A 23729-nucleotide genomic window follows, 5' to 3' on the forward strand; every position below is an offset into this window, starting at 1 on the left:
TTTATTATGTAGTCTATTTGTTACAGCACCTGTGCTGTTTGTGAAGATAGTAAACTGTACCAACCTGCAACAGTTGGACGTTCTGCTAAATGTGCAAAAGTGATTTCTTTCCCTTCACGACGCCACTTCTCTACTAAACTCATAATTCTGACCGAATCAAGCCCTCTATTTAATAAGTCCTCATCAATATCAATACTCTCTACTGGCTCACGAAGTAGTTGTGCAACTAGTTCATGCACTTCCTGTATAGTGATTCCTTCACTCTCATCATCTTTTACACTTTGTAAATCGTTTAACAGTAGGTTTGTTGATGTCGTTACTGCACATCTATTAGATGCATACTCCAATGCTTGTTTATGATGCTCTAGTGAAAAATCAGCAACTGCATCTGCTACAAAGAACGGCTCTATACCATCCATAAATGCTTCACAAGCTGTTAAAAGACAGCCAATATGCGCATAAATACCGCAAATAATGAGTTGATCTTTTCCTTGTTCATTTAAAATTTCTAATAGATTTGTCTTTTTAAATGCACTATATCTCCATTTTGTGAGGAATATATCATCCTCATCAGGAGTAAGTTCATCAACAATTTTCTTTTTATCTGGTCCAGCAGGTATACCGTCACCCCAAAAGTCTTGTAATAAACCTCGTTGTTCTAACGTTTGCCCACCAGGTTGTGCTGTATAAACAACTGGTATACCAAGTTCCTTACATTTTTCTCTTATCATTTTAATATTTGAAATAAGTTCTACTTTTGGTGATTCTTTATCGCTATATGCATCAAGAAAATATTCTTGCATGTCATGAATTAAAAGTACTGCACGTTTCGGATCTGGTGTCCAATTCACTTTATTTTTTGGTAGTTCTGATTCAATTGGCATTTTATATACTGAAATAGATGGGATAGCCATCTAATCACTTCCTTCCGGTTTTTATTATTGTTTTACTGTAATAAGCTTTTCAGCAATGACTTTACGTAGTTCTTTTTTGCTGACTTTTCCGACTCCTGTTTGCGGGAATGCTTCAATAAATTCAATTCGATCTGGAATTTTATAAGCCGCTATACCACGTTCTCTTAAAAACATTTTTAATTCACTTACTGCTGGAACTTGTCCGCGAGCTATAACAAAAGCACAGGTGCGTTCACCTAAATAATCGTCAGGCATAGATACAATTGCTACGTCATGGACCGCATCGTGTGCTAATAGATGATTTTCAACTTCTTCCGCAGCAACTTTCTCACCACCGCGGTTAATTTGATCTTTATCTCTTCCTTCTACAATGATGTATCCTTGTTCATTTACTTTTACAAGATCACCTGTGCGATAAAATCCATCCTTTGTAAATGATCGTGCATTATGCTCTTCGGCTTTATAGTAACCACGAATTGTATATGGACCTCTTGTTAATAAACTACCTACTTCGCCAGGTTGTACATCGTTGTCATTTTCATCAACAACTCGTACTTCATCGAGTGCAGACATTGGTCTACCTTGTGTATAAATAATAAATTCTTCCGGATCATCTAATCTTGTATAGTTCACTAATCCTTCCGCCATACCGAACACTTGCTGTAACGTACATCCAAATGTAGGACGTATACGTTTTGCAACCTCAGCGCTAAACTTAGCACCACCTACTTGAATAATCTCTAGGCTTGATAAATCGGCATTACGAGAAGATGCAGCATCAAGCCAAATCATTGCTAATGGCGGAACGAGCGCTGTAATTGTAACTTTTTCTTTTTCGATAAGAGCAAAGGCCTCATCTGGACTACCACCAGTTGCCAATACCACTTTTCCACCCGCATAGAAAGTTCCAAATGTCCCTGGAGAACTCATTGGGTAATTGTGTGCTACTGGAAGAACTGCCATATAGACGCTTTCTGCATTCAAATTACAAATTTCAGCGCTAACACGTAAACTATAAATATAGTCATCATGTGTTCTAGGAATTAATTTAGAAAGACCTGTTGTGCCTCCTGATAATTGGAGAAATGCAACATCACTTGGCTGAACTTCTGGTAATGAGACGGGATCCATATACAGATCATTTATGTTCACAAACTCTTCTTCTTCTCCCACTACAATTACATGTTGTAAAGTTGGCACTTTCTCTTTCACTTCTCTTGCTAGTTTTCGATAATCAAAACCGAGAGCCTTATCTGAAATAACGTAAGCGCTCGCCTCGCCAAACTCACAAAAATAACTAATTTCACTGCTTCGATGTGAAGGTAGTGCAAAGACAGGAAGCGCTCCAATTCGAAATAGTGCAAAACATATTTCGAAAAACTCGATAATGTTAGGTAACTGGATTACAACTCTGTCCTCTTTCTTTATTCCTAAATTCAGTAAACCTGCTGCTAAACGATCTACCTTTTTATTAAGTTCACTATATGTTATATGCTTCTTACCACTTACAACCGCGATTCGATCTCCATATTTCTCAGCCCGCTCTCTTAACACTCCTCCAAATGTTTCACCAAGCCAACATCCTGCTTCTCGGTAACGATCGGCAAATTCTTTTGGCCATTCTGTATAACCTACTAGCATTCTTTCTTCCCCCTATTTTTCATTAAGTGAACTATCTCTTAACCCTAAAGCTTTTAGCATTGTTTGGAACTTAGCTGATGTTTCTGCTAACTCATCTTCTGGTTTTGACTCAGCAACAACTCCAGCTCCTGCATATAAACGAAGTGTATTTTCTTGTACTTCAGCACAACGAATTGTAACAATCCATTCTCCATCTCCATTTAAATCGCTCCATCCTAGCATTCCTGTAAAGAACTCGCGGTCAAATGGCTCAATATGCTGTATAGCTTCTCTTGCTTTTTCCATCGGAGTTCCGCAAACTGCTGGCGTAGGATGAAGGGCAATTGCTAATTGTAAAGAAGAAGTATTTGGATCCTTAAGTTCACCTTTCACTTCTGTAGACAAATGCCACATCGCCTCACTATGAATAACTGATGGCTTTTCTGGAACATGTAATGTATGACAATACGGACGAAGTGCAGCGGCAACCGCTTCAACTACTACCGCATGTTCATGTAAATCTTTTGGCGAAGAAAGTAATTCCTCTGCTCTTCTTTTATCTTCTACTGGGTCCTCACTACGTGGCCTTGAACCAGCTAACGGGTTAGAAATAACTTGCATACCATTACGTGAAACAAGTAATTCAGGGCTTGCTCCAATTAGCGTCTTACTGTTCTCTTTTTCATCTTTCGGTAAATTTACAGCAAATGTATAACCATGCTTATTATGCTCTGCTAATTCTCGCAGAAGTTTTTGCTTATCAATCTTTTCGGAAGATTTAACATCTAACGATCTGGATAGAACGATTTTCTTTAAATCACCGTCCTGTATTTTTTCAATTCCTTGCTTCACACCATTCATATAAACTTCAGGGTCTGGCACTGGTGTCATTTCAAATGTTACATTCTCATTTGTTTCAAGCTGATTTGTTGTATCCAATTGTAAACGCTCAGAAATTCTGCTATATTCTGGTACGATGAGTTGGACTTCTTTTCTACGATCAAATGGCAAAGCACCCACAACGATAGGATTTGGATTTCCAGCTTGTTTCGCATTACTTAATGTCGCTTGCACAAGCTCTGGGAAACTTTCAATTTCACGATGCTTTACTGTAGTAAACTCTCCTTCTGCTAATATCGTTCGAGTTGGTGAAGCGAAAAAGAATGAATATTCAGTCTTATAATCTTCTAAAAGTTTTTCTGACAATTCCTTTACAGCTATATGTTCATTCATAATATAATAACCTCCTGAATTTTTATTAAACTCCTAACGTAGCACCGCCATCAACACATAAATTGTGCATTGTAATATGACTTGCTCTATCTGAGGCTAAAAATAACACTGCTTCAGCAACTTCTGAAGGTTGTGCAATTTTTTGTAATGGAATTCCGAGTCTATATGTATTTTGAGAACCAGCAATTATATTTTTAGCTCCATTCTCATCAGCCCATAGTAATCTTTGCATCTCAGTTTCAGTAGAACCTGGAGAAACTAAGTTGCAGCGTATATTGTATGCCGCAAGCTCTAGTCCTAAACATTTCATAAACATCGTCGTTGCGGCCTTTGACGCAGCATACGCAGCCATCTCCATTCTTGGCGTATTTGCCGCATTTGAACCGACTGTAACAATTGCCCCCGATTTTCTTAACATCATATTTTTACTTACCGCTCGGGACATATTGAAAACCCCTGTAGTATTTACAGAGAATGTTTTAGTCCAATCTTCATCACTTAACGAATGAATTGGTCCCATACGTAAAACTCCTGCAACATTTATTAAAATATCTATTGGCGCTATTTCATTTGCAATATGATTTACCATGTCTTCAACAGCGGCGCTATCACTCACATCTAAACGAAACGTTTTCATACGTGTATTGTTTAATTCATTTTGATTTAAGAGTACATTTAACCCCTCTTCATTTTGATCAACCGCAATAACTGTGGCTCCTCTTTCTAAAAACATTTTGGCAACGACACTGCCTATGCCTTGTGCTGCACCTGTTACTAAAACTGTTTTCCCATCAAATTCCCCTAAGTTCATTTTCTCTATCCTTTCACATAAACATTAATTTCATTAAGTAACACCGATGATATTGATTTTCATTATCAGTTGTGTTGTAAAAAATAATACACTTACTAAACTAATTGGTCAAGTGCGCATTACTTTAAAATCCATTTTATTGATAATGTTTTTCATTTACCATCTTACACCGAAATGATAATGTTTCTCAATAAACTTGTCAATCTTTTTTTATTTTTCAGATAAACCATTTTAATGCTTCTTAATAAAATCATATGTAAACGCATTAAAAGTACTTATATTATAAATAAAATTCAAAGTCCTCTTTTTAAAATTGAAAAAACTAAACTAGAGATACGTTCATTTACAATGCTTTATAAAAAACTCAAGTATATATTTTCTCAATATTTTTCTGAAAATATATCTTACAAATACTAATGAATGTCTTCTTTATCATTTAAGATTTAATATATATTTCGAATACGATGTATCAATTTATTATATTCCAAATGGGTATTCCACTCACTTTTACATCTATAAAAATCCCAAAAGTAATTTAACCTTGTTAAAATAACTCATAAAAAAGCATCCTAATTAATAGAATAGGATGCTTTTTCGTAATCATAGTGTTATAGAAGATTTGTATACTTATGCTACGCTGCGATACTCTTCTTCTTTTTCTTTTTTCTGCTTAGGTGCTTGAATTAAAATTGCGATAATGAATGACACGACACATAATACACCTATTACCATGAACGTTGGTTTGAATCCACCTAGAAGTGCACCGATAAAGGAACCTGCAAGCGCCCCAAATCCAAATCCTTGATACACAATTCCGTAGTTCTTACTATGGTTTTTCATACCGAAGAAATCACCAACAATAGCTGGGAAAATAGTGATATTTCCACCAAAGCAAAACGCTACACTTGCTACACATACGAAGTAAATACCATAATTTAAATCTACAAAACTTAGAACTAAGACTGAACTCGCCATAACAACAAAAGTACCAGTAACGATTTTTAAACGCCCAATTTTATCCGATAACGGTCCTAAAATGATACGACCTAATGTATTGAAGATTGCAACCATAGCCACCGCATTAGCAGCTGTTGCTGCGCTAAGTCCTACAAGTTGAACACCAATGTCTTTTACCATACCAATTAAGTATAAGCCACTCATACATGATGTAAATAACATGATAAATAATAAGTATACTTGTTTTGTGCCTAACATTTCTTTCGTTGTGTATTCCTCAGTTTTTGTTTCATGAACTGCTCCTTGATCTGCAGCTTGATGGATTAAACAAGCACCAATTACAATCATAGCTGTAACAATTAAACCCCAGTATATAAATGCTTGGGATACACCAACTGATTCAATCAACTGTGCGTTAACGTATTTAAAGATTAAGCTACCTGAACCATATGCAGAGACAGAAATACCAGCAATTAAACCTTTACGCTCTGGAAACCACTTTATTAAATTTGATAGTGAAGTGATATATGCTGTACCATCTGCATAACCTACAACAACTCCCGCTAGTACATAAAGTAATATTAATGAGGATGCTTGTGAGCTAAGTATTAATCCTAGTCCTAATGCTAATCCAGCTATCATAATAAGTTTACGAAGTCCCCATTTTTCTTGCAATTTACTCGCAAATAAAGTTGAAAATGCTAAAGAAAGACTAGTAATTGAGAAAGTTATCGCAACAGCGTTAAGACTCCAACCGTATTTACTAACTAAAGGCTGATTGAATAAACTCCATGTATATATCGTCCCAAGCCCCATTTGTACTATAACTGTGCCAAGGACAACAAGCCATGGATTAACAGTTGATTTTTTCATACCTTTCCGCCTCCTCTTTCTATTTCAATGCTATTCGCTAAATTTACTTTTTTTATGTTCATTTTGGTCACCTCTTTTGATTTAACACCTTCATTGTATAAGATGTTTTTGTTTATGTAAGCACTTACAAGACAGAGCGTCAAAAACGTAGAATCAGTTACAAAAAACGAAGGATGAAATACAAAAAACTACTGATTAAATACAATAGAAAAATTTTTTATACTTCAATCCACCTTATTTTTTATAAAATCACAAATTTTTTTCCAATAAATAAAACTAAATATTCACTAATATATCTATCCGTGGTTTAATATATATAATAAAAAAATATTTCTGTCTTTAATGAGGAGGTACTATGAAAGCAAACGTAGGGGATACTATACTTTTTCAACGAAATAATTTAAAGATTACAGGATCTGTATTAAAACTTTATACTGAATCGGTCTTAGTTGAAATTACAAATGTAAGCGGTGGTACTTTTGAATTTGATCGAACAATTGTAAATCATAAAAACTATAAAGTTTTAAATACAAATACATAAAACAACACAAAATAGCCCCTGCTCAACAGCAGGGGCTATTTTATATAAAAATATTTCACTAGTTTATATACCCTAAAACATTAACAATCTTACTCGCTTTTAAATTGTTAATATGATAATAAATTTCTAAACCTCTTCTCTCTGCTCGTAACACTTTACCCTTCATTTTTGATAAATGTTGTGAAACAGTAGATTGCGGAATATTCAGTAACTCTGTTAATTGTGTTACATTACAAGTTTTTCTCGTACTTAATTCATTTACAATTTGCAGTCGGATTGGATGCGCCATAATTTTTAAAATATCTACATCTTCTTCTGAAACTAAAGTTTTTCTCATTTCACTCGTATATGTTGTCATAAGACATTCCCCTTTTATATGAATTCCATATTCATAAGATCTATTTCCAAATTTTTTAAAACCCTTGATTAAAACTTTTATATAGAAATAAAAGGATTTTAAATTTTTGAAAACAGAACTTACATTCACTTTATTTATTTATTTGGTACATATACATAATACAATGTTAATATGTGCTCTATGTGAAGTTCACATAAATTTATGATGAAGATTTACTTAGCCACTCGCATCCTACTCATCTAATTACCCACTGCATAAAATCATCAGTTATTTTAACACATTTTAGGCGTTTGTATATACTATTTATAAAACAACTTTTATAAAGGGGGATTCATATGCCTACAGCGTTACAAGAAGAAGTCGAAGAAGCACGGGAAACATATGTCAGTCGTATCATCTTAGTTGGAGGATCCGCTTTATTTTTAGTAGGCGGGGTTATCTCAGCAATTTCAGCCTTTAAAACTTATAATCGTTTGGAGAATACGCCGCCTTCTACAGATAATTCATAGATATTTTATAAAATAAAACGTCGCCTCCAATATGAAGAGACGACGTTTTATTATTCATACATATGACACTAAAAGTATCGGTAGATTCCCTACTCCATTTTCTAAGCTTACTTCACCACAAACCTAGTCTGACTACACCCATCCTTCTGCTTCGTTACTTCTAATACAGCTGGCATTGCGTTTTTCAGCTCTTGAACGTGTGAGATGACACCGATAAATCGGCCTGATTTTTGTAAGTCAATTAAGGCATCTACCGCTTTCGTTAACGATTCTTCATCTAATGAACCGAACCCTTCATCGATGAACATCGTTTCGATGGAAATACCGCCTTCATATGCTTGAATGACATCTGCCATTCCTAGCGCTAGGCAAAGTGATGCGTTAAATTTCTCTCCACCGGATAGTGTTTTTACATCGCGTGTTTGGCCAGTGTATGCATCGTACACATCTAAACCTAATCCACTTTGACGGTTTCTTTTTTCAACTCGCTCACTTCGTTTTAAATAAAATTGTCCATTTGATAATTTACGTAGTCGTTCGTTTGCGATTTGAACAATTTGTTCTAAATACTCAATTAAGATGTAACGTTCAAATGATATACGACTTTCGTTATCACCTTTCATTACTTCATATAAATCAACAAGTTCTTGGAAGGCTTTTTCTTCCTCGTGAATTTGTTCGTCAATACGTCTAATGTTTTCATGTAAATCAGAAATATATGTTACCGCATTTTGCGCACGTTGACGTTTTTCTTTAATGATATCGAGATTAATTTCTAGTTCTTTTATGTGTTCACCTAAAGATGTAATATCCATATACTCTTTATCTTTTAATTCTGAGTTTAACTCTTCAATTTGTTTTGCAAGCACTTCAAGCGATGAATAATAACCTTGAATTTCTTTTTGTAACATCTCCATCTCGGGATCGCTTAATTTGGCTTTTTTATACGTGAATTCATCTGTAAACCCGCTTTGTTCTAGCTCTTTCATAAAGCGTGCGAAAGTCTCTTCTTTCTTTAATTTTGCACTTTCAAATTGATTAAAAGCACCTTTTTGTTCTGCTTGAATACGTATATTTTCATTTTGCCAATGCTGATACGCTTCCTGCACTTTCTTCCATTCGTCCTCCATTAACCTAAGTTCCTGCATAGCTTGGTCAAACTGTGCTTTCCAAGCTTGTACTGTTTGTAAGTTTTCTGGAATATTTCGTTTATCATGTTCATATGACGTACGAAGTTGCATACACTCCATTTCTGTACGGTGCTGCATTGTTTCCAATTCTCGTTTTTGTTTCTGAAGTTCTTCTATTTTTTCTTCTACGCTTTTCATGTTCGCAGCAATCTGCTTACGTGTTTCTTCACTTGCTTTTAACGTATTAACATCTGCAGCTAATTGTTTTCCTTTTTGAACAAGTGCACTATATGTTTCAGCTAATTTTTCCGAATTGTAGCCGCGCTTCACAACTTCTTCTATCACTTGTTCATATTGTAGTCGATAGAAATTCCATTTCTCCTCTACTTGCACATGGAATTTTTCAGCAATGTTCTTCTTATCTCTTAAATCGTTTAACTCTTTTTCATCGATCGCATTACTTTGCTCTGTAGCTTTTTGTGGATGACTCGTACTACCACATACCGGACAAGATTCACCGTCATGTAAATGAAGAGCTAATATACCAGCTTGTTCACTTAACCAGCGGCGCTCCATGTTTTCATATGCACGAACTGCCACTTGCATTTTATTATTTGCCGCTTCTTTTTCTTGCTCGAATTTTTGTTTTTCTTGCCAAACATCATATGCTTGTTTTAAAACTTTTGCATCTTCTCGCATATTCGTTAGTTCTTCCACTTTAGCTACATATTGCTCAAGTGCTTGTTCTAATTGCTGCAATTCATCAGACATTCTCTGTTTTTGGTTTGTATGCTCTTCTAGTTGTTGATCTAACTTTTGCATACTTTCTTTTAATTTCCCTATTTGAATTTCGGCATTTTGTAAATTCAGCTTTCTCTCAGCTAATGATTCAATAATCGCTTGTAACTCTTCTAATCTTTGAACAAGTTTTTTAGCCTCTTCTCGTTCAGCTTCTTTATTCTTTACTACTTCATACTTCTCCTGAGCAAGTTCAAAGCTATTCATTATCTGTTCTTGTTTGACGATTATCTGTTTTAACAAACTTTCAGCTTTCTGCTCATTTTCCATCGCTTCTTCATACCATTGTTCAAATGGTAATAAGTGCTTTGCTTGTTCCGCACGTTTAAAGAATTTTTCTTTCCTTTCAATTGCTGCACGATTCTCTTGTAAAGTGTTATATTTCTCATTCTTTTGTTGTAAATCTATAAATTTCTCATTTACAGATTTTGCTGCATGAAAACGTGTTTCTGCATCCTTTAATTGCTTCGTTTGAACATCTTGTTCTACTTGTAATTGCTCAACCTCTGCCTTATACACGGTTGTTTCTTGTTCTAACGCTTCTACTACTTGATGCGTATTTACATGTTCTTGTGCCACTAATGTCTCTAATAATGCTCCATCACGGATTGGTAATTTAAAAACATTACGGAAATAGAGCTCTCTCTCTTTTTGTTTTTCTTGTAAGACGTCTTTCCATTGTTTTCTCTTTTGATCAAGTAACTCACGCATTAATTTATAACGATCCGTTTTAAAAATACGACGTAAAATCTCTTCTTTGTTTTCCGTCTCAGATGTTAATAGTTTTCGGAATTCCCCTTGGGGTAACATAACAATTTGGCTAAATTGATGTTTACTTAACCCAATTAAATCTTCCACTTTTTTGTTTACGTCTGTTACATGAAAACGATCGACGGCTGGAACGTTTTCTCCATCAATAACTTCATATAATTCTACTGCATGTCCTGTAATAGTCTTATTCCCTTGTTTTTTATGTCCAAGTTGTCGTTTTATTTCATAGCGTTTCCCTTTTAACTGAAAGGTTAATTCAACACTTGTATAAACATTATCATCAGCAAATTGACTTCGAAGCATGCTCGTATCACTACGTTCTTCTCCACTAGCCTCACCATATAACACATAACAAATCGCATCAAAAATCGTTGTTTTTCCAGCTCCTGTATTCCCAGAAATAGCGAAAATACGATGTTCTCCAAGATCTTCAAAATCGATTATTTCTTTCTGTTTATATGGCCCGAATGCTGTCATAATAAGCTGAATCGGTCTCATCCTCGTTCACCTTCCCGTTCTTGCACTGTTTGTAATACATCTATAAATAGGCGTTCTTTCTCTTCTGATAAATCTAACCCCTTCATTTCTTTATAGAAAGCCTTTAAAAGAGATAAATCATCCGTTTTATGTCTTGAAACAGTTACTTCATTTGTATCTGTGAGTTCTCGCCTTTGCATCGCTCTTTCAACGTGCATTGCATTTGGATATACAGATCGTATTTTCTCCATCGGCTGTAAGACAGGGTTTTCGTCTAATAATTTTACAAATACGTAATCTTCACTTACTGGGTGCTGTAATAATTCATCTATTTTCGCTTCTACTGTTCGCATTTTACGACGTGGTGAAAGTAATCTTTTTTCAATTGCTACTTCACCAGTTTCATTCAGTTCTACAATGTAATAACCTTTTTTATGTTTCTCTTCAGAAATTGAATAGGCAAGTGGTGAACCTGAATATCGAATCGTCTCATTACGTACGAAATGCGCTTGATGTAAATGTCCAAGCGCTGTGTAATGAAACTTATCAAAATAATGACTATTTACATATTCAGCACCACCAATTGAAAGTGGTCGTTCTGCATCACTTGTATTCTCCTCCGCTTCTCCTGAAGAAGTTACAAATGCATGTCCAACAAATACATGTCTAGCTTCTTTATCCATCGTTTCAGAGAGCTCATTCATAAAAATGCGCATCGCATCATCATGAGAACGTACGTCTTCATTTTTCAACACGTGCCTCACTATGCTTGGGTCTGCATACGGTATTAGATGGAAGTGAACCTCTCCATATTCATCATTTAGTACAACAGGTTCATACGGGAATTGAAATTGACCTGCAATATGTAATCCTTGTTTTTTCATTAAACTACTTCCAAAATGGATACGATCCGGACTATCATGATTACCAGCTACCGCAATAACTGGTGTTTGCAAATCAATAACTATTTTTTGCAGCACATCATTTAATAAGTCTACTGCTTCTGTAGGTGGAATTGCTCGGTCATATAAATCCCCTGCAATAATTACAGCATCTGGTTTTTCTTCTTCAACAGCCTGTACAAACTGATCTAATACAATCTTTTGGTCTTCAGTCATATACACGCCATGAACAAGCTTACCTAAATGCCAATCCGCTGTATGAAATAACTTCATATTTTTCTACTCCTTTTAATTTACTGATTTTAGTGAAACGAGTTGATAGTTTATTGTAGTTTTTCCGTTCTCCCACTCTAGCTTCAATATCGTTGCACTTCCAATTCTTTCTTCATTTGATTTATATAAAGGCAATATTTCTTGAACTGTAAATAAGTGATAGCCATCCAATATTAATTGAAATATATTTTCTTCAATATGTAATCTTACTTCTTTTTCATTTGAAATAATTTTTGTGTGCATCTCAAATTTCATGATAGATACAACCCCTTTTTATAATCTCTACATTTTAATAGTATAGTGGCTATGCAAGATTGACAAGTACATACACAGCAAAGTACACACTTTTCTATTGTTATATGCTTTATGTATTTTATATAAAATACGGTATGTGAAATTTTATATTTTCCCCAAAATAAAAATGCCTATTATGACATCTTTATTTTTGTATAAAGTCTTTCATTACATAATATAAAACGGTAATTAAGACGATTGCGACGAAAAATGAGAACACTGCGACAATGTAGCCATCTTTATTTAATAAAATACAGAATGAAATAGATATTATAAAAATCGGAAATACGAGACGTACTTTATCCTTCACTTCTTCTGTCGTATCTGTATGATGAAAATACTGCGTTATTCCTATCATTAAAAAAGACAAAATAATAACCGACAATAGTAAAGGTCCTGGCATTCCGATTTCTCCTTTCTCTATTTCTAATTCAGTGTAAAATTTTTTATTACAATTGTACGATTTATTTTTTCTTCAAACACACTTTTAGAATTGATAATGAACATTTCACACCTATATAATAGCGCTTTTATCATTATAACTTCAAATAATTACACTTACAGTAATGTTGTAATATTCCCCCTCAGTCTCTGAAATCCTGCAAAGATAACTCGTCAAAATATGCAGTGACCAAATTAATATTTACCGTCAACTTTTGACAAAATTTATAAAGGACATTTCAGTACATATCAAGAATTAAGAATAAGAAGATATGTAAGGGAGGATGCATTATGACTGAACAAGTTTTATTTTCTGTTAGTGAAAACGGCGTTGCGACAATTACTTTAAACCGTCCAAAAGCACTTAATTCTTTATCTTATGACATGTTACAACCTATCGGACAAAAACTTAAAGAGTGGGAACACGATGAGCGTATTGCACTTATCGTGTTAAAAGGAGCTGGCACAAAAGGTTTTTGTGCAGGCGGCGACATTAAAACTCTTTATGAAGCGCGTTCCAATGAAGTGGCATTGCAACATGCAGAACGTTTTTTTGAAGAAGAGTATGAAATTGATACATATATTTATCAATATACAAAACCGATTATTGCTTGTTTAGATGGAATTGTAATGGGCGGTGGTGTCGGTCTTACAAATGGTGCGAAGTATCGCATTGTAACTGAGCGTACGAAATGGGCAATGCCAGAGATGAATATTGGCTTCTTCCCAGACGTCGGAGCTGCATATTTCTTAAATAAAGCGCCTGGATATACAGGACGATTCGTTGCTTTAACAGCATCTATTTTAAAAGCTTCTGACGTATTATTTATTAATGCTGCTGATTACTTTATGACATCTGATTCATTACCAGAGTTTCTTACTGAACTTGAAAGTGTAAATTGGCATAAAGAAGATGATGTACATACTAATTTAAAAGAAGTTATTCGTACATTTGCAACTGCTCCAAACTTAGAAAGCGAGCTTGCTCCTTCATTAGAAGTAATCAATTCACATTTTGCTTTCGATACAATTGAAGAAATCATCCATTCATTGGAGAAAGATGAAAGTTCCTTTGCTCTAAAAACGAAAGAAACACTGTTATCAAAATCCCCTATTTCACTAAAAGTAACATTAAAACAGTTTATTGATGGAAAAGATAAATCCGTTGAAGAATGTTTCGCTACGGACCTTATACTTGCTAAAAATTTCATGAGACATGAAGATTTCTTCGAGGGAGTACGCTCCGTTGTCGTTGATAAAGATCAAAATCCGAATTATAAATATAAACAGTTAAGTGACGTTTCAGAAGAAGATGTGAATCGTTTCTTTAACTTACTTAATGCATAAAATGAAATTGTCATGAGGGGATGTTTTGTTCATCCCCTACCTAACTTCTTTGCTTCAGCTAAATCTTGTGCGGTGAAAATCTTACTACCCGCAAATAGCGGTATAAAATCGAAGCTATATAGTAGTGTAATTACAGCTACTATATAGCCTTTTTTATTTAATTATTTTTAACAAAATTTAATTTTATTAAATCCATTTTTGTGCTACACTGATTTTAATCAAATATTCTAAAAATAAAAAGGAGGGGCGGCTATGATAGAAAATTATCTTCTTTTCATCATTATGTCTATTTGCCTTATCATTTTACCTGGTCCAGATACAGCAATGGCTACGAAAAATACATTGGTTGCTGGTAAAGTCGGTGGAGTGAAAACAGTGTTTGGTACATGTATTGCACTATTAATTCATACTTTAGCTGCTGTAATTGGTCTTTCTGCACTTATTGTAAAGTCAGCTCTTTTATTTTCTATTTTCAAGTACGTTGGGGCTCTATATTTAATTTATATTGGTATTAAAGCCCTTTTAGCAGTAAGAAATAAAGAAGGCATTGATACGAACGATATATCTTTGAATAATGAAGATGAACACACCTCTTGCTTTCGACAAGGGTTTCTTACGAATTTATTAAACCCTAAAGTTGCAGTATTCTTTTTAACGTTTTTACCGCAATTTTTAAATCCAAATCATAATACGTTTATCCAACTACTCGTAATGGGCCTTACTTACCTCGTTTTAACAGCCATTTGGTTCGCTTTTTATATATTTTTAATTGATAAAATTAGTGCTTTTATGAAAAAACCGAAGACGCAGCGTTATATTCAAGGGTTAACGGGAGTCGTCTTAATTGGTTTTGGTATTAAACTTGCTTTTGAAAAAAGTAATTAACAAGATGAAAACCACCACTATTAATAGTGGTGGTTTTCATTTAATAACTAATTTGGCTGTTTATTTTATATTAAAACCAGCGCTCAGTTACAACTTTTTTACGTGTATAGAATTGAACGCCATCTGTACCATTTGTACCTAAATCACCAAAGAATGACGCTTTATTTCCTGCAAATGCGAAGAATGCCATTGGTGCTGGAACATTTACGTTTACACCGATCATACCAGCATCGATATTATCACGGAACGTTTGTGCATGTTTACCGTTTGACGTATAAATAACTGCACCATTTGCAAATTTAGATTGATTTGTTAGTTTAATACCTTCTTCTAAATCTTTAACTCGTACAATGCTTAATACTGGAGCAAAAATCTCATCTTGCCAAATTTTCATTTCTTGATTCACGCCATCAAAGATTGTCGCACCTACAAAGTAACCTTCTCCAACTTCTTCATTAATTTTACGGCCATCTACTAATAAAGTTGCCCCATCTGCTACACCGCTATTAATATAGCCTAAAACGCGCTCTTTATGAGATTCACGGATTAATGGTCCAACATAGTTATCTTCGTTAAAGCCATCGCCTACTTTTAATTTTTTCGTTTCTGCTACTAATACATCAATGAATTCATCAGCAATTTCATCCACTACTGCTACTACTGAGCATGCCATGCAGCGCTCTCCACTACTTGCAAATGCAGATCCAATTACACCTTGTACTGTTTTCTCAAGATTGCAATCTGGCATTACAATCGCATGGTTTTTCGCACCTGCTAACGCTTGTACACGTTTTCCGTGTTTCGTACCTGTTTCATATACGTAACGAGCTACCGGCTCAGAGCCAACGAACGAAACAGCCTGAATATCTTTATTTTCTAAAATGCTATTTACAACATCTTTTCCGCCTTGTACTAAATTTAATACGCCTTTTGGGAAACCTGCTTCATAGAATAATTCTACAAGTCGCTCCGCTAAAAGTGGCGTTCTTTCAGATGTTTTTAATACGAATGTATTACCGCAAGCAATTGCAAGTGGGAACATCCATAACGGAATCATCATCGGGAAGTTAAACGGCGTAATACCAGCAACAACTCCGATTGGGTAGCGCCAAATCGATCCATCAATTCCGCTAGCGATATTCGGAAGTGCTTGACCCATCATTAAATTTGGCGTAGATGTTGCAAGTTCTACCGCTTCAATACCACGCTGTACTTCACCTGTTGCATCCGTTAGCGTCTTACCATTTTCTAGCGTAATGATTTTTGCAAGCTCATCTTTATTTTCTTGTAATAGCTGTAAATATTTATATAAATTTCTTGAACGATTTGGAACTGGTACTTTAGACCATGTTTCGAATGCTGATTTTGCCGCTTCAACAGCTTTTTCAACATCTTCTTTTGGAGATAGTGGAACGTAAGCGATAATTTTTCCAGTCGCTGGATTTGGAACTGCTTCTACTTCCGTACCTGTCGATTCAACCCACTCACCGTTAATGTGATTTTTTACTCGTTTAATTTCAGTTGTAATCATTGTATTCTCTCCTTTGTATAATTTATTTTTGATTAGAAATTAATTGCTCGCTAACTTTCTTATATAAAGCAGCCATATCGTTTTCACCATATCCAGCTTGACTCGCTTCGTCATATACGTTTAATAACATTTCGCTTACCGGTAAATGGAGTTCGCTTTCCTTAGCTAAGTCAACTGCAAATCCTAAATCTTTTTTCAATAAGTTCACAGTAAATCCTGGCTCGTAGTTTTCAGGTGCTATAAAACTTTTATAATTACGTTCATAAATTCTACTTTGACCGTAACTTACATTTAAAATATCAAACATTTTATCTAAATCCATATTGTTCTTTTTCGCTAATGTTAAAGCTTCACTCACACCAGCTGTATAAAAACCAATTAATAAGTTATTAATTAACTTAACAGTTGTACCACTATCAATCTGCTCACTAACGTGGAAAATGTTCGCGCCTAGTACGCCCATGATAGATTCCGTTTTCTCATATAGCTCTTTTGATCCACCAACCATAAACGTTAATGTTCGGTTTTCGGCTCCGATTACACCACCGCTCACAGGTGCTGCTAAAAAGTCTACTTTCTTTTCCTTTGCAGCTTCCTCTAATTGTTTGTTTAACTGCGGCGATACCGTACTTGTATCAATGAAAACTACATTCGAGTGACCATTTTCAAATAATCCTTCTGCTCCAAAATATACCGCTTCAACAGCGCGAGGTGAAGGTAAACTTGTAAAAACTACATCACATGTTTCTGCTAGTTTTGAGATTGATAGACCGATAATTCCGCCTTCTTTTTCAAAGGACGCTTCCGCCTCTTTATTTAAGTCCACGCCATATACTGTGTAACCTGATTTAACTAGATTTTTTGACATTGGAAGACCCATGTTACCTAAACCGATAAAACCAATCTTTTTCATATCGCTTTCCTCCTATTTACACAATATATTTCCCGCGATTTATAATAGCTTTCGCAATTTCTCTCTTCTTCGTAAATACGTTCGTGTATAAAGGCACTAATAATTGACGGATTTCAGCTAAAATCACATTTCTATCTTGTTCTTTTGTGACAGCTGCTGAAAGTACAGAAATCGCCGCTTCTTCTACTTTACGGTATCCTTCTTCACAAATAACATCCGTTATGAGTTGCTTCGTACGTTCTTTTTCCTCTCCATTTTTACGTACCGCTTTTCTCGTACGTAAAAACGCTGATTCCATGATGTACACGTCCGTCAACATATTTGATATTACACGTGAATATTCTTGTTCTTGGTCAATTTTTAGACCTGGAGTTTTAGAGAGCGTTTTCAAAGATTGTTTCAACAATTTTTTCGCTAATAAAATGTAACGATGGTTTCTTTCTACATTTGCTACATTACTTTCTACTTCAGTATCTTCTAATTGTTCGATTTGTTTCATTAACATTTTAGCAACTGTTAATCTATTAATTTCGTTCGTTCCTTCAAAAATACGACTAATTCTTGCATCACGATATAATCGTTCTACCTCATACTCTTGCATATAACCGTAACCACCATGAATTTGTACAGCTTCATCTACGATATAAGCAAGTGTTTCAGAAGCATTTACTTTATTCAGTGCACATTCAATTGCAAATTGAGACATTTTCTTCATAAGATCTTCATCGCTCTCATGAATTGCTTCATCGATTACACCTGCTGTACGATAAGCTGCACTTTCTGCTCCATATGTAGCAATGATCATATTTGCAATTTTCTCTTGAATCATCGTAAAGTCTACTAATTCCGTTTGGAACTGTTTTCGCTCTTTTCCATATTGAACCGACAAACCAATTGCTTGTTTTGCTGTTCCAATATTTCCAAAAGCAAGTTTAAGTCTAGCAAAGTTAAGAATATTAAGGGCTACGTGATGCCCTTTCCCAACTTCCCCTAAAACATTTTCAGCAGGGATGACAACATCTTCTAAAATAAGAGTCGCTGTTGAAGAACCTTTAATCCCCATTTTCTTTTCTTCTAATCCAATAGATACACCTTCACATGTTCTTTCGACAATAAACGCTGTCATTCCTTTATTTGTCTTCGCAAAAACAACGTATACATCTGCCATATGAGCATTTGTAATCCATTGCTTCTCACCATTTAACTTCCAAGCTGTTCCCTCTTCATTCAATACGGCGCTTGTTTTTGCACTTAATGCATCCGAACCAGCATTTGGCTCCGTTAAAGCATAAGCCCCAATCCATTCTCCCGATGCGATTTTCGGTAAATATTTTTCTTTTTGCTCTTTCGTTCCATAATATATGTAAGGCAATGTACCGACACCAGCGTGTATATTAAAAGAAACGCTAAACGCACCAGCGTAACCCATTTTCTCTGCTACAAGACCTGAGACAGCCTTTCCTAACTCGAACCCGCCATAATCTTCTGGTACCTCAATGCCTAATAATCCAAGTTCCCCAGCTTTCTCAAATAATTGACGAGAAACTTTATAGTTATGTTGTTCAATATTCTCCATTTGTGGAACAATTTCTTGTTTAACGAATTGTTCTGTCGTTTTTGCGATTAAATCTTCATCACCTGAAAAATCTTCTGGTGTAAAGTAAGTATGATTTATATCTTTATTAAGTGAAAAAAATTCATCCCATGGTAACTTCGTTTTCTCCATATGTATCCCCCTATCATTCGGCTTTCATAGCTTTTTGCTTATGCTCGTCTACGATGAGTGGAATATCTTTTTTGAAAATAGAAGGCGATGATTTTTCACATCAAGCATTTTATTTTGCCAAAGATGTATTTTCATCGCCTTCGCTGCTTTATCTATTGATCTTCTGATAATACTGTTTTTGCAATACCAGTATCTAACTCTTCAAAGTCATGATATGAAATTGTTTCGTATAATTCACTTCTCGTTTGCATATTAGACAGTGCATCTTTTTGAGAACCTGTTTCTTTAATTAAAGCAAACACATTTTCATATGCTTTCGCTGCAACGCGAAGTGAAGTTACAGGATAAATAACCATTTGGAAGCCCATATTCGCAAATTCCTCTGCACTATAATATGGAGTTTTTCCGAATTCAGTCATATTCGCAAGCAAAGGTGCATTTACCTTACTATTAAATAGACGGAATTCTTCCTCTGATTGAAGCGCTTCAGGGAAAATTGCGTCTGCACCTGCTTTTACATATGCATTTGCTCTTTCAATTGCTTCATCTAATCCTTCAACGCCGCGAGCATCAGTACGTGCTACAATGTATAAGCTCGGTGCAACTTCTTTAATCGCTTTAATTTTTTGAACCAATTCTTCTGTAGTAACAAGTTTCTTACCATTTAAATGTCCACATTTTTTTGGTAATTGTTGATCTTCAATTTGGACAGCTGCTACTTTCGCTTCCACCATTTCTACAGCTGTTCTCGCCACATTTAGTACACCACCAAATCCTGTATCAATGTCAACAAGAACAGGTAAGTCTGTAGCTCTTACTAAATCTCTTGCTCTCTCAGCCACTTCAGTAGACGTCACGATACCTAAATCTGGTAAGCCTTTACTTGCAGTATAAGCAGCTCCTGATAAATAAAGAGCTGAAAAACCTGTATTTTTTGCAACAAGAGCTGCCATTGCATCATGAGCACCTGGAATTTGCAAAATTTCATTTGCTTCTACTAAAGCTCGGAATCGATTCGCAAGCTCCTCTTGTGTTGACTGCTTTTTCACAACCCAAGCCATTCTAAATTCCCCCTATTATTAAATTAAGAATAGATCTACAAATTCGTTTACATTCATATTTTCTAGTTTTTCTTCATTTAAACAAACTTCATGAATTTGTTCTTGTTGCTTACTAGAATAATGACCTGCCATATTTGCAGTGAATTTTTGAACAACTTTTGGAATTGCTTCGTCTCTACGGAAGCGGTGACCAAGTGGATATTCACATTCCACATTTTCTGTTACTGTGCCATCTTTAAAGTGAACTTGAACAGCGTTGGCGATTGAGCGCTTGTTCGGGTCAAGGTAATCTAAACTGTACTGTTTGTTTTCAACAACAACCATCTTATTACGTAATTCATCTACACGTGGATCGTTTGCTACTGCATCTTCATAATCGTCTGCAACGATATCTCCTTTTAATAAACCAATTGCCGTAATGTATTGTAAGCAATGATCACGATCAGCTGGGTTATTTAATGGACCTTCTTTATCAATAATACGAATTGCTGATTCATGAGTTGTAATTGTAATACGGTCAATTTCATCTAATCTCTCTTTAATTTCCGGATGCAACTTCACTGCACATTCTGCAGCCGTTTGTGCATGGAATTCTGCTGGATATGACACTTTAAATAATACATTTTCCATTACATATGACTCTAGTGGTCTTGCTAATTTTAATTCTTGTTTATTGAATAATACATCTTGGAATCCCCATCCTGGCGCAGATAATGCTGTTGGATAACCCATTTCACCTTTTAGAGCAGTCATTGCAAGATGAACACCGCGGCTCGTTGCGTCACCTGCAGCCCATGATTTACGTGAGCCCGTATTTGGAGCATGACGATATGTACGAAGACTAGAATTATCAATCCACGCATGTGATAATGCATTAAAGATTTCTTCACGTGTTCCACCAAGCATTTTCGCAACTACTGCAGTTGTTGCTACTTTTACATATAATACATGGTCAAGACCAACTCTGTTTAAGCTGTTTTCTAAAGCAAGCACGCCTTGAATTTCATGTGCTTTAATCATCATTTCTAATACTTCACGTACTTTTAAAGCTTCTTTTCCTTCTGAAATACGAACACGGCTAATATAATCTGCAACTGCTAAAATTCCGCCTAGATTATCAGATGGATGTCCCCACTCTGCTGCAAGCCAAGTATCGTTATAGTCTAACCAACGGATCATACATCCGATATTAAATGCACCTTTTACTGGATCTAGTACATAAGACGTACCTGGTACACGTGTACCATTTGGCACGATTGTTCCTGGCACAACTGGTCCTAGTAATTTCGTACATTCTGGATATTGCAGTGCTAAAATTCCACATCCAAGTGTATCAAGTAATACGTAACGAGCTGTACTGAATGCTTCTGCACTAGTAACCTCTTTATTTAATACATAATCGGTAATCTCTTCTAATAATGCATCTTTTTGCTTAATTTCATTTGTTTTAATCATGCTATTCTTCCCTTTCTGTCGAAAATTCGTTATTATTAATGATGGGTGTCGGTCAAACACCCATCTGGCGGGCGGCGCTAACAACTCCCCAGTTGTTCTTATTTACTAAGTACATGTCGCTCGCCAATATAATTTACACGTGGACGGAACAAACGATTATTTGCATGTTGCTCAATAACGTGCGCACATAACCCCACTGTTCTAGAGCTAAAGAAGATTGGTGTGTAAAGTTGAATTGGAATACCTAGCATCCAATATACTGGAGCTGCATAATAATCAAGATTTGGATAAATTCCTTTTTCTTTTTCCATAATCTTTTCTCCAGCTTCACACATTTCATATAGTGTATAATCACCTTTTACATCACATAACTGTTTTAAAGCTTCCTTCATCATAAGTGCTCTTGGATCCATCTTCTTCATATAAACACGGTGTCCAAAGCCCATAATTTTTTCTTTGTTATATAGTTTCTTCTGTAATAACTCTTCAAATTTCTCAACATTACCAGCTTCTAAAAGCATGTACATAACCGCTTCATTTGCACCGCCATGTAAACTTCCTTTTAAAGATGCAACTGCACCTGTTAGAGCACCGTATAAATCTGATTGTGTTGATGCAATAACGCGAGCTGTAAATGTAGAGTTTGGCATTTCATGCTCACTATATAAAACAAGGGAACGATCAAAGATCTTTTCCTCAAGTTCAGTTGGTTTTTTACCAGTTAACATATAGAAGAAATTCGCACTATAAGATAATTCTTTAAGAGGTTCAATTGGCTCCTCATTATTTAAAATATGATAGCTATTTGCTACAATGTTTGGCACTTTACTTAACAGCTTGTACCCTCGGCTTTTATTCACTTCTAACGAGCGGTTTTCGATATCATTATCGTAACCAGCTAACGCTGACACACCTGTACGTAATCCATCCATGGGATGCGTCTCTTTAGGCAATGCCTTTAGTACGTTGAATACACCTTCTGGTACTGCATATTCTTCTTTTAATTTCTTTTCAAGTGTTGCTTTTTCATCTTCATTCGGTAGATGTTCCTCCAATAAAAGGTGCACAATGTCTAAATACTCTTTTGTTTTTGAGAGTTCGATTAAGTCATACCCTTGAATTACAATTTCACCTTTTACTGTGTCAAGAAACGAGATTTTCGTCTCCGCTGCCACTATACCATCTAATCCCGGGGAAAATTTTTCTTCAGCTTTCATCATTATTTCCTCCAATCCTAATAGATCTTCGTGCACATAACTGTAAGCCTTTACAATATTGTGAAACTACATTTCTATTTCAATGTATCAGAGTTTTTAGAAGATTTCAATTTATTTTATAATGATAAGTTTCCTACACTTTTCTTACTGTAACAATACAATTTTTTGAAAATAATTCTTATATTTTATAAAGAAAGGATAGACTTCTTTGCATATTTTCAAAAACAAGATATAAAGATTTTTCATATAACACCGCCAAATATACAATTATTCTAATTTTATTTGAGAAATAGAAAAAAACGAGCTGTACATAAATACAGCTCGTTACTATATGATATTTATTTCACTATCTCTTAAATATAATTTTTATATAAAACTTATTCATTTTTAATAAAGTTATTATTTTACATAATTAAATTGAATTTCTTCTATTTCCTCATGATAACTTACAAATAAATCATAGTTTTGAAAATACCAAAGATCATCAGAATCTACAAAAAATATAATACCTTCCTTCTCAACTAACACTATTTCGTCATCGGGTTTCTCAACAACAACTCCTAAGAATATCCGGGCTGAATTGAACTATCCCCCTCCGTACCTTACAGTAAAACGTACAGATTCACCGTGCTTTATACGTAATTCTTCCTGGAACCACTGCAGAGCTTTACGATCAATTGAAATTCTCATCT

20 protein-coding genes and 1 pseudogene are annotated in these 23729 nt (G+C 35.1%); 4 read left to right on the forward strand and 17 right to left on the reverse strand.

The features are described from left to right. Positions 1 to 20: 20 nt before the first annotated feature. The 5 genes from ACTFR8_RS03000 to ACTFR8_RS03020 all read right to left on the reverse strand — a co-directional run bounded on the left by ACTFR8_RS03000 (position 21) and on the right by ACTFR8_RS03020 (position 6408). Positions 21 to 914: an isochorismatase family protein gene (locus ACTFR8_RS03000; protein WP_001007253.1), complete on the reverse strand. Its 894-nt coding sequence runs from the start codon at positions 912 to 914 to the stop codon at positions 21 to 23. Positions 915 to 938: 24 nt separating this feature from the next. Further along, entirely contained in the window at positions 939 to 2555 is a 1617-nt protein-coding gene (locus ACTFR8_RS03005; RefSeq protein ID WP_000960118.1) for a (2,3-dihydroxybenzoyl)adenylate synthase, read from the reverse strand. 12 nt (positions 2556 to 2567) lie between these two features. Further along, positions 2568 to 3767 carry an isochorismate synthase DhbC gene (dhbC, locus tag ACTFR8_RS03010; RefSeq protein ID WP_252209954.1) on the reverse strand — a complete coding sequence of 400 codons (1200 nt, stop codon included), beginning with the start codon at positions 3765 to 3767 and terminating at the stop codon, positions 2568 to 2570. A gap of 25 nt (positions 3768 to 3792) precedes the next feature. Next, positions 3793 to 4578 (reverse strand): 2,3-dihydro-2,3-dihydroxybenzoate dehydrogenase, encoded by a 786-nt coding sequence (gene dhbA / locus ACTFR8_RS03015; RefSeq protein WP_001048432.1) that lies wholly within the window; start codon positions 4576 to 4578, stop codon positions 3793 to 3795. A 627-nt stretch (positions 4579 to 5205) separates the two neighbouring features. Further along, positions 5206 to 6408, reverse strand: coding sequence for an L-lactate MFS transporter (locus ACTFR8_RS03020; protein ID WP_000750126.1), 1203 nt, complete (start codon positions 6406 to 6408; stop codon positions 5206 to 5208). A gap of 355 nt (positions 6409 to 6763) precedes the next feature. Between ACTFR8_RS03020 and ACTFR8_RS03025 the strand changes: the two genes are divergently transcribed. Further along, entirely contained in the window at positions 6764 to 6949 is a 186-nt protein-coding gene (locus ACTFR8_RS03025; RefSeq protein WP_000646793.1) for a YkvS family protein, read from the forward strand. A gap of 58 nt (positions 6950 to 7007) precedes the next feature. Here the strand turns inward: ACTFR8_RS03025 and ACTFR8_RS03030 are convergent, their stop codons facing one another. Next, the gene (locus ACTFR8_RS03030) at positions 7008 to 7307 is read right to left on the reverse strand and encodes an ArsR/SmtB family transcription factor (protein ID WP_000214801.1); all 300 of its coding nucleotides are present in this window, start codon (positions 7305 to 7307) and stop codon (positions 7008 to 7010) included. Positions 7308 to 7642: 335 nt separating this feature from the next. On the opposite strand from ACTFR8_RS03030, the gene ACTFR8_RS03035 reads away from it, so the two are divergent. After that, positions 7643 to 7816 carry a hypothetical protein gene (locus ACTFR8_RS03035; protein ID WP_001141667.1) on the forward strand — a complete coding sequence of 58 codons (174 nt, stop codon included), beginning with the start codon at positions 7643 to 7645 and terminating at the stop codon, positions 7814 to 7816. A 107-nt stretch (positions 7817 to 7923) separates the two neighbouring features. Here the strand turns inward: ACTFR8_RS03035 and ACTFR8_RS03040 are convergent, their stop codons facing one another. The 4 genes from ACTFR8_RS03040 to ACTFR8_RS03055 all read right to left on the reverse strand — a co-directional run bounded on the left by ACTFR8_RS03040 (position 7924) and on the right by ACTFR8_RS03055 (position 12864). Then, positions 7924 to 11013 (reverse strand): AAA family ATPase, encoded by a 3090-nt coding sequence (locus ACTFR8_RS03040; RefSeq protein WP_144608093.1) that lies wholly within the window; start codon positions 11011 to 11013, stop codon positions 7924 to 7926. After that, the gene (locus ACTFR8_RS03045) at positions 11010 to 12167 is read right to left on the reverse strand and encodes an exonuclease SbcCD subunit D (RefSeq protein WP_000765150.1); all 1158 of its coding nucleotides are present in this window, start codon (positions 12165 to 12167) and stop codon (positions 11010 to 11012) included. Before ACTFR8_RS03045 ends, ACTFR8_RS03040 begins: the two co-directional genes overlap by 4 nt. Positions 12168 to 12182: 15 nt before the next feature. Next, the gene (locus ACTFR8_RS03050) at positions 12183 to 12422 is read right to left on the reverse strand and encodes a DUF2584 family protein (RefSeq protein WP_000667346.1); all 240 of its coding nucleotides are present in this window, start codon (positions 12420 to 12422) and stop codon (positions 12183 to 12185) included. A gap of 184 nt (positions 12423 to 12606) precedes the next feature. Further along, positions 12607 to 12864, reverse strand: coding sequence for a hypothetical protein (locus tag ACTFR8_RS03055; protein ID WP_001119404.1), 258 nt, complete (start codon positions 12862 to 12864; stop codon positions 12607 to 12609). 329 nt (positions 12865 to 13193) lie between these two features. Here ACTFR8_RS03055 and ACTFR8_RS03060 point away from each other — a divergent pair, with 329 nt between their 5' ends. Together ACTFR8_RS03060 and ACTFR8_RS03065 are read left to right on the forward strand one after the other, a co-directional pair. Continuing rightward, positions 13194 to 14249, forward strand: coding sequence for an enoyl-CoA hydratase/isomerase family protein (locus ACTFR8_RS03060; RefSeq protein ID WP_000139776.1), 1056 nt, complete (start codon positions 13194 to 13196; stop codon positions 14247 to 14249). A gap of 252 nt (positions 14250 to 14501) precedes the next feature. Beyond that, positions 14502 to 15134 (forward strand): LysE family translocator, encoded by a 633-nt coding sequence (locus ACTFR8_RS03065; RefSeq protein ID WP_000572358.1) that lies wholly within the window; start codon positions 14502 to 14504, stop codon positions 15132 to 15134. A 70-nt stretch (positions 15135 to 15204) separates the two neighbouring features. Here the strand turns inward: ACTFR8_RS03065 and ACTFR8_RS03070 are convergent, their stop codons facing one another. The 7 genes and pseudogenes from ACTFR8_RS03070 to ACTFR8_RS03100 form a co-directional block, all read right to left on the reverse strand. Next, the gene (locus tag ACTFR8_RS03070; protein WP_000633363.1) at positions 15205 to 16665 is read right to left on the reverse strand and encodes a CoA-acylating methylmalonate-semialdehyde dehydrogenase; all 1461 of its coding nucleotides are present in this window, start codon (positions 16663 to 16665) and stop codon (positions 15205 to 15207) included. 22 nt (positions 16666 to 16687) lie between these two features. Continuing rightward, on the reverse strand, positions 16688 to 17578 hold the full coding sequence (locus ACTFR8_RS03075; protein WP_000719410.1) for an NAD(P)-dependent oxidoreductase: 891 nt from the start codon (positions 17576 to 17578) through the stop codon (positions 16688 to 16690). 16 nt (positions 17579 to 17594) lie between these two features. Beyond that, complete coding sequence (locus tag ACTFR8_RS03080) at positions 17595 to 19304, reverse strand: acyl-CoA dehydrogenase family protein (RefSeq protein WP_000415998.1); 1710 nt, start codon at positions 19302 to 19304, stop codon at positions 17595 to 17597. 152 nt (positions 19305 to 19456) lie between these two features. Then, positions 19457 to 20365, reverse strand: a complete 909-nt coding sequence (gene prpB / locus ACTFR8_RS03085) for a methylisocitrate lyase (protein WP_000312639.1) — start codon at positions 20363 to 20365, stop codon at positions 19457 to 19459. A gap of 18 nt (positions 20366 to 20383) precedes the next feature. Further along, positions 20384 to 21820: a 2-methylcitrate dehydratase gene (gene prpD, locus ACTFR8_RS03090; RefSeq protein WP_000598123.1), complete on the reverse strand. Its 1437-nt coding sequence runs from the start codon at positions 21818 to 21820 to the stop codon at positions 20384 to 20386. A 98-nt stretch (positions 21821 to 21918) separates the two neighbouring features. Beyond that, positions 21919 to 23040 carry a citrate synthase gene (mmgD, locus tag ACTFR8_RS03095; protein ID WP_001987369.1) on the reverse strand — a complete coding sequence of 374 codons (1122 nt, stop codon included), beginning with the start codon at positions 23038 to 23040 and terminating at the stop codon, positions 21919 to 21921. A gap of 396 nt (positions 23041 to 23436) precedes the next feature. Continuing rightward, positions 23437 to 23727, reverse strand: a pseudogene (locus ACTFR8_RS03100) (HesB/YadR/YfhF family protein). Between the last annotated feature and the right edge of the window lie 2 nt (positions 23728 to 23729).

Origin of the sequence: Bacillus cereus group sp. MYBK15-3, from assembly GCF_051916765.1 — a bacterium.
Classification (GTDB): Bacteria; Bacillota; Bacilli; order Bacillales; family Bacillaceae_G; genus Bacillus_A; species Bacillus_A cereus.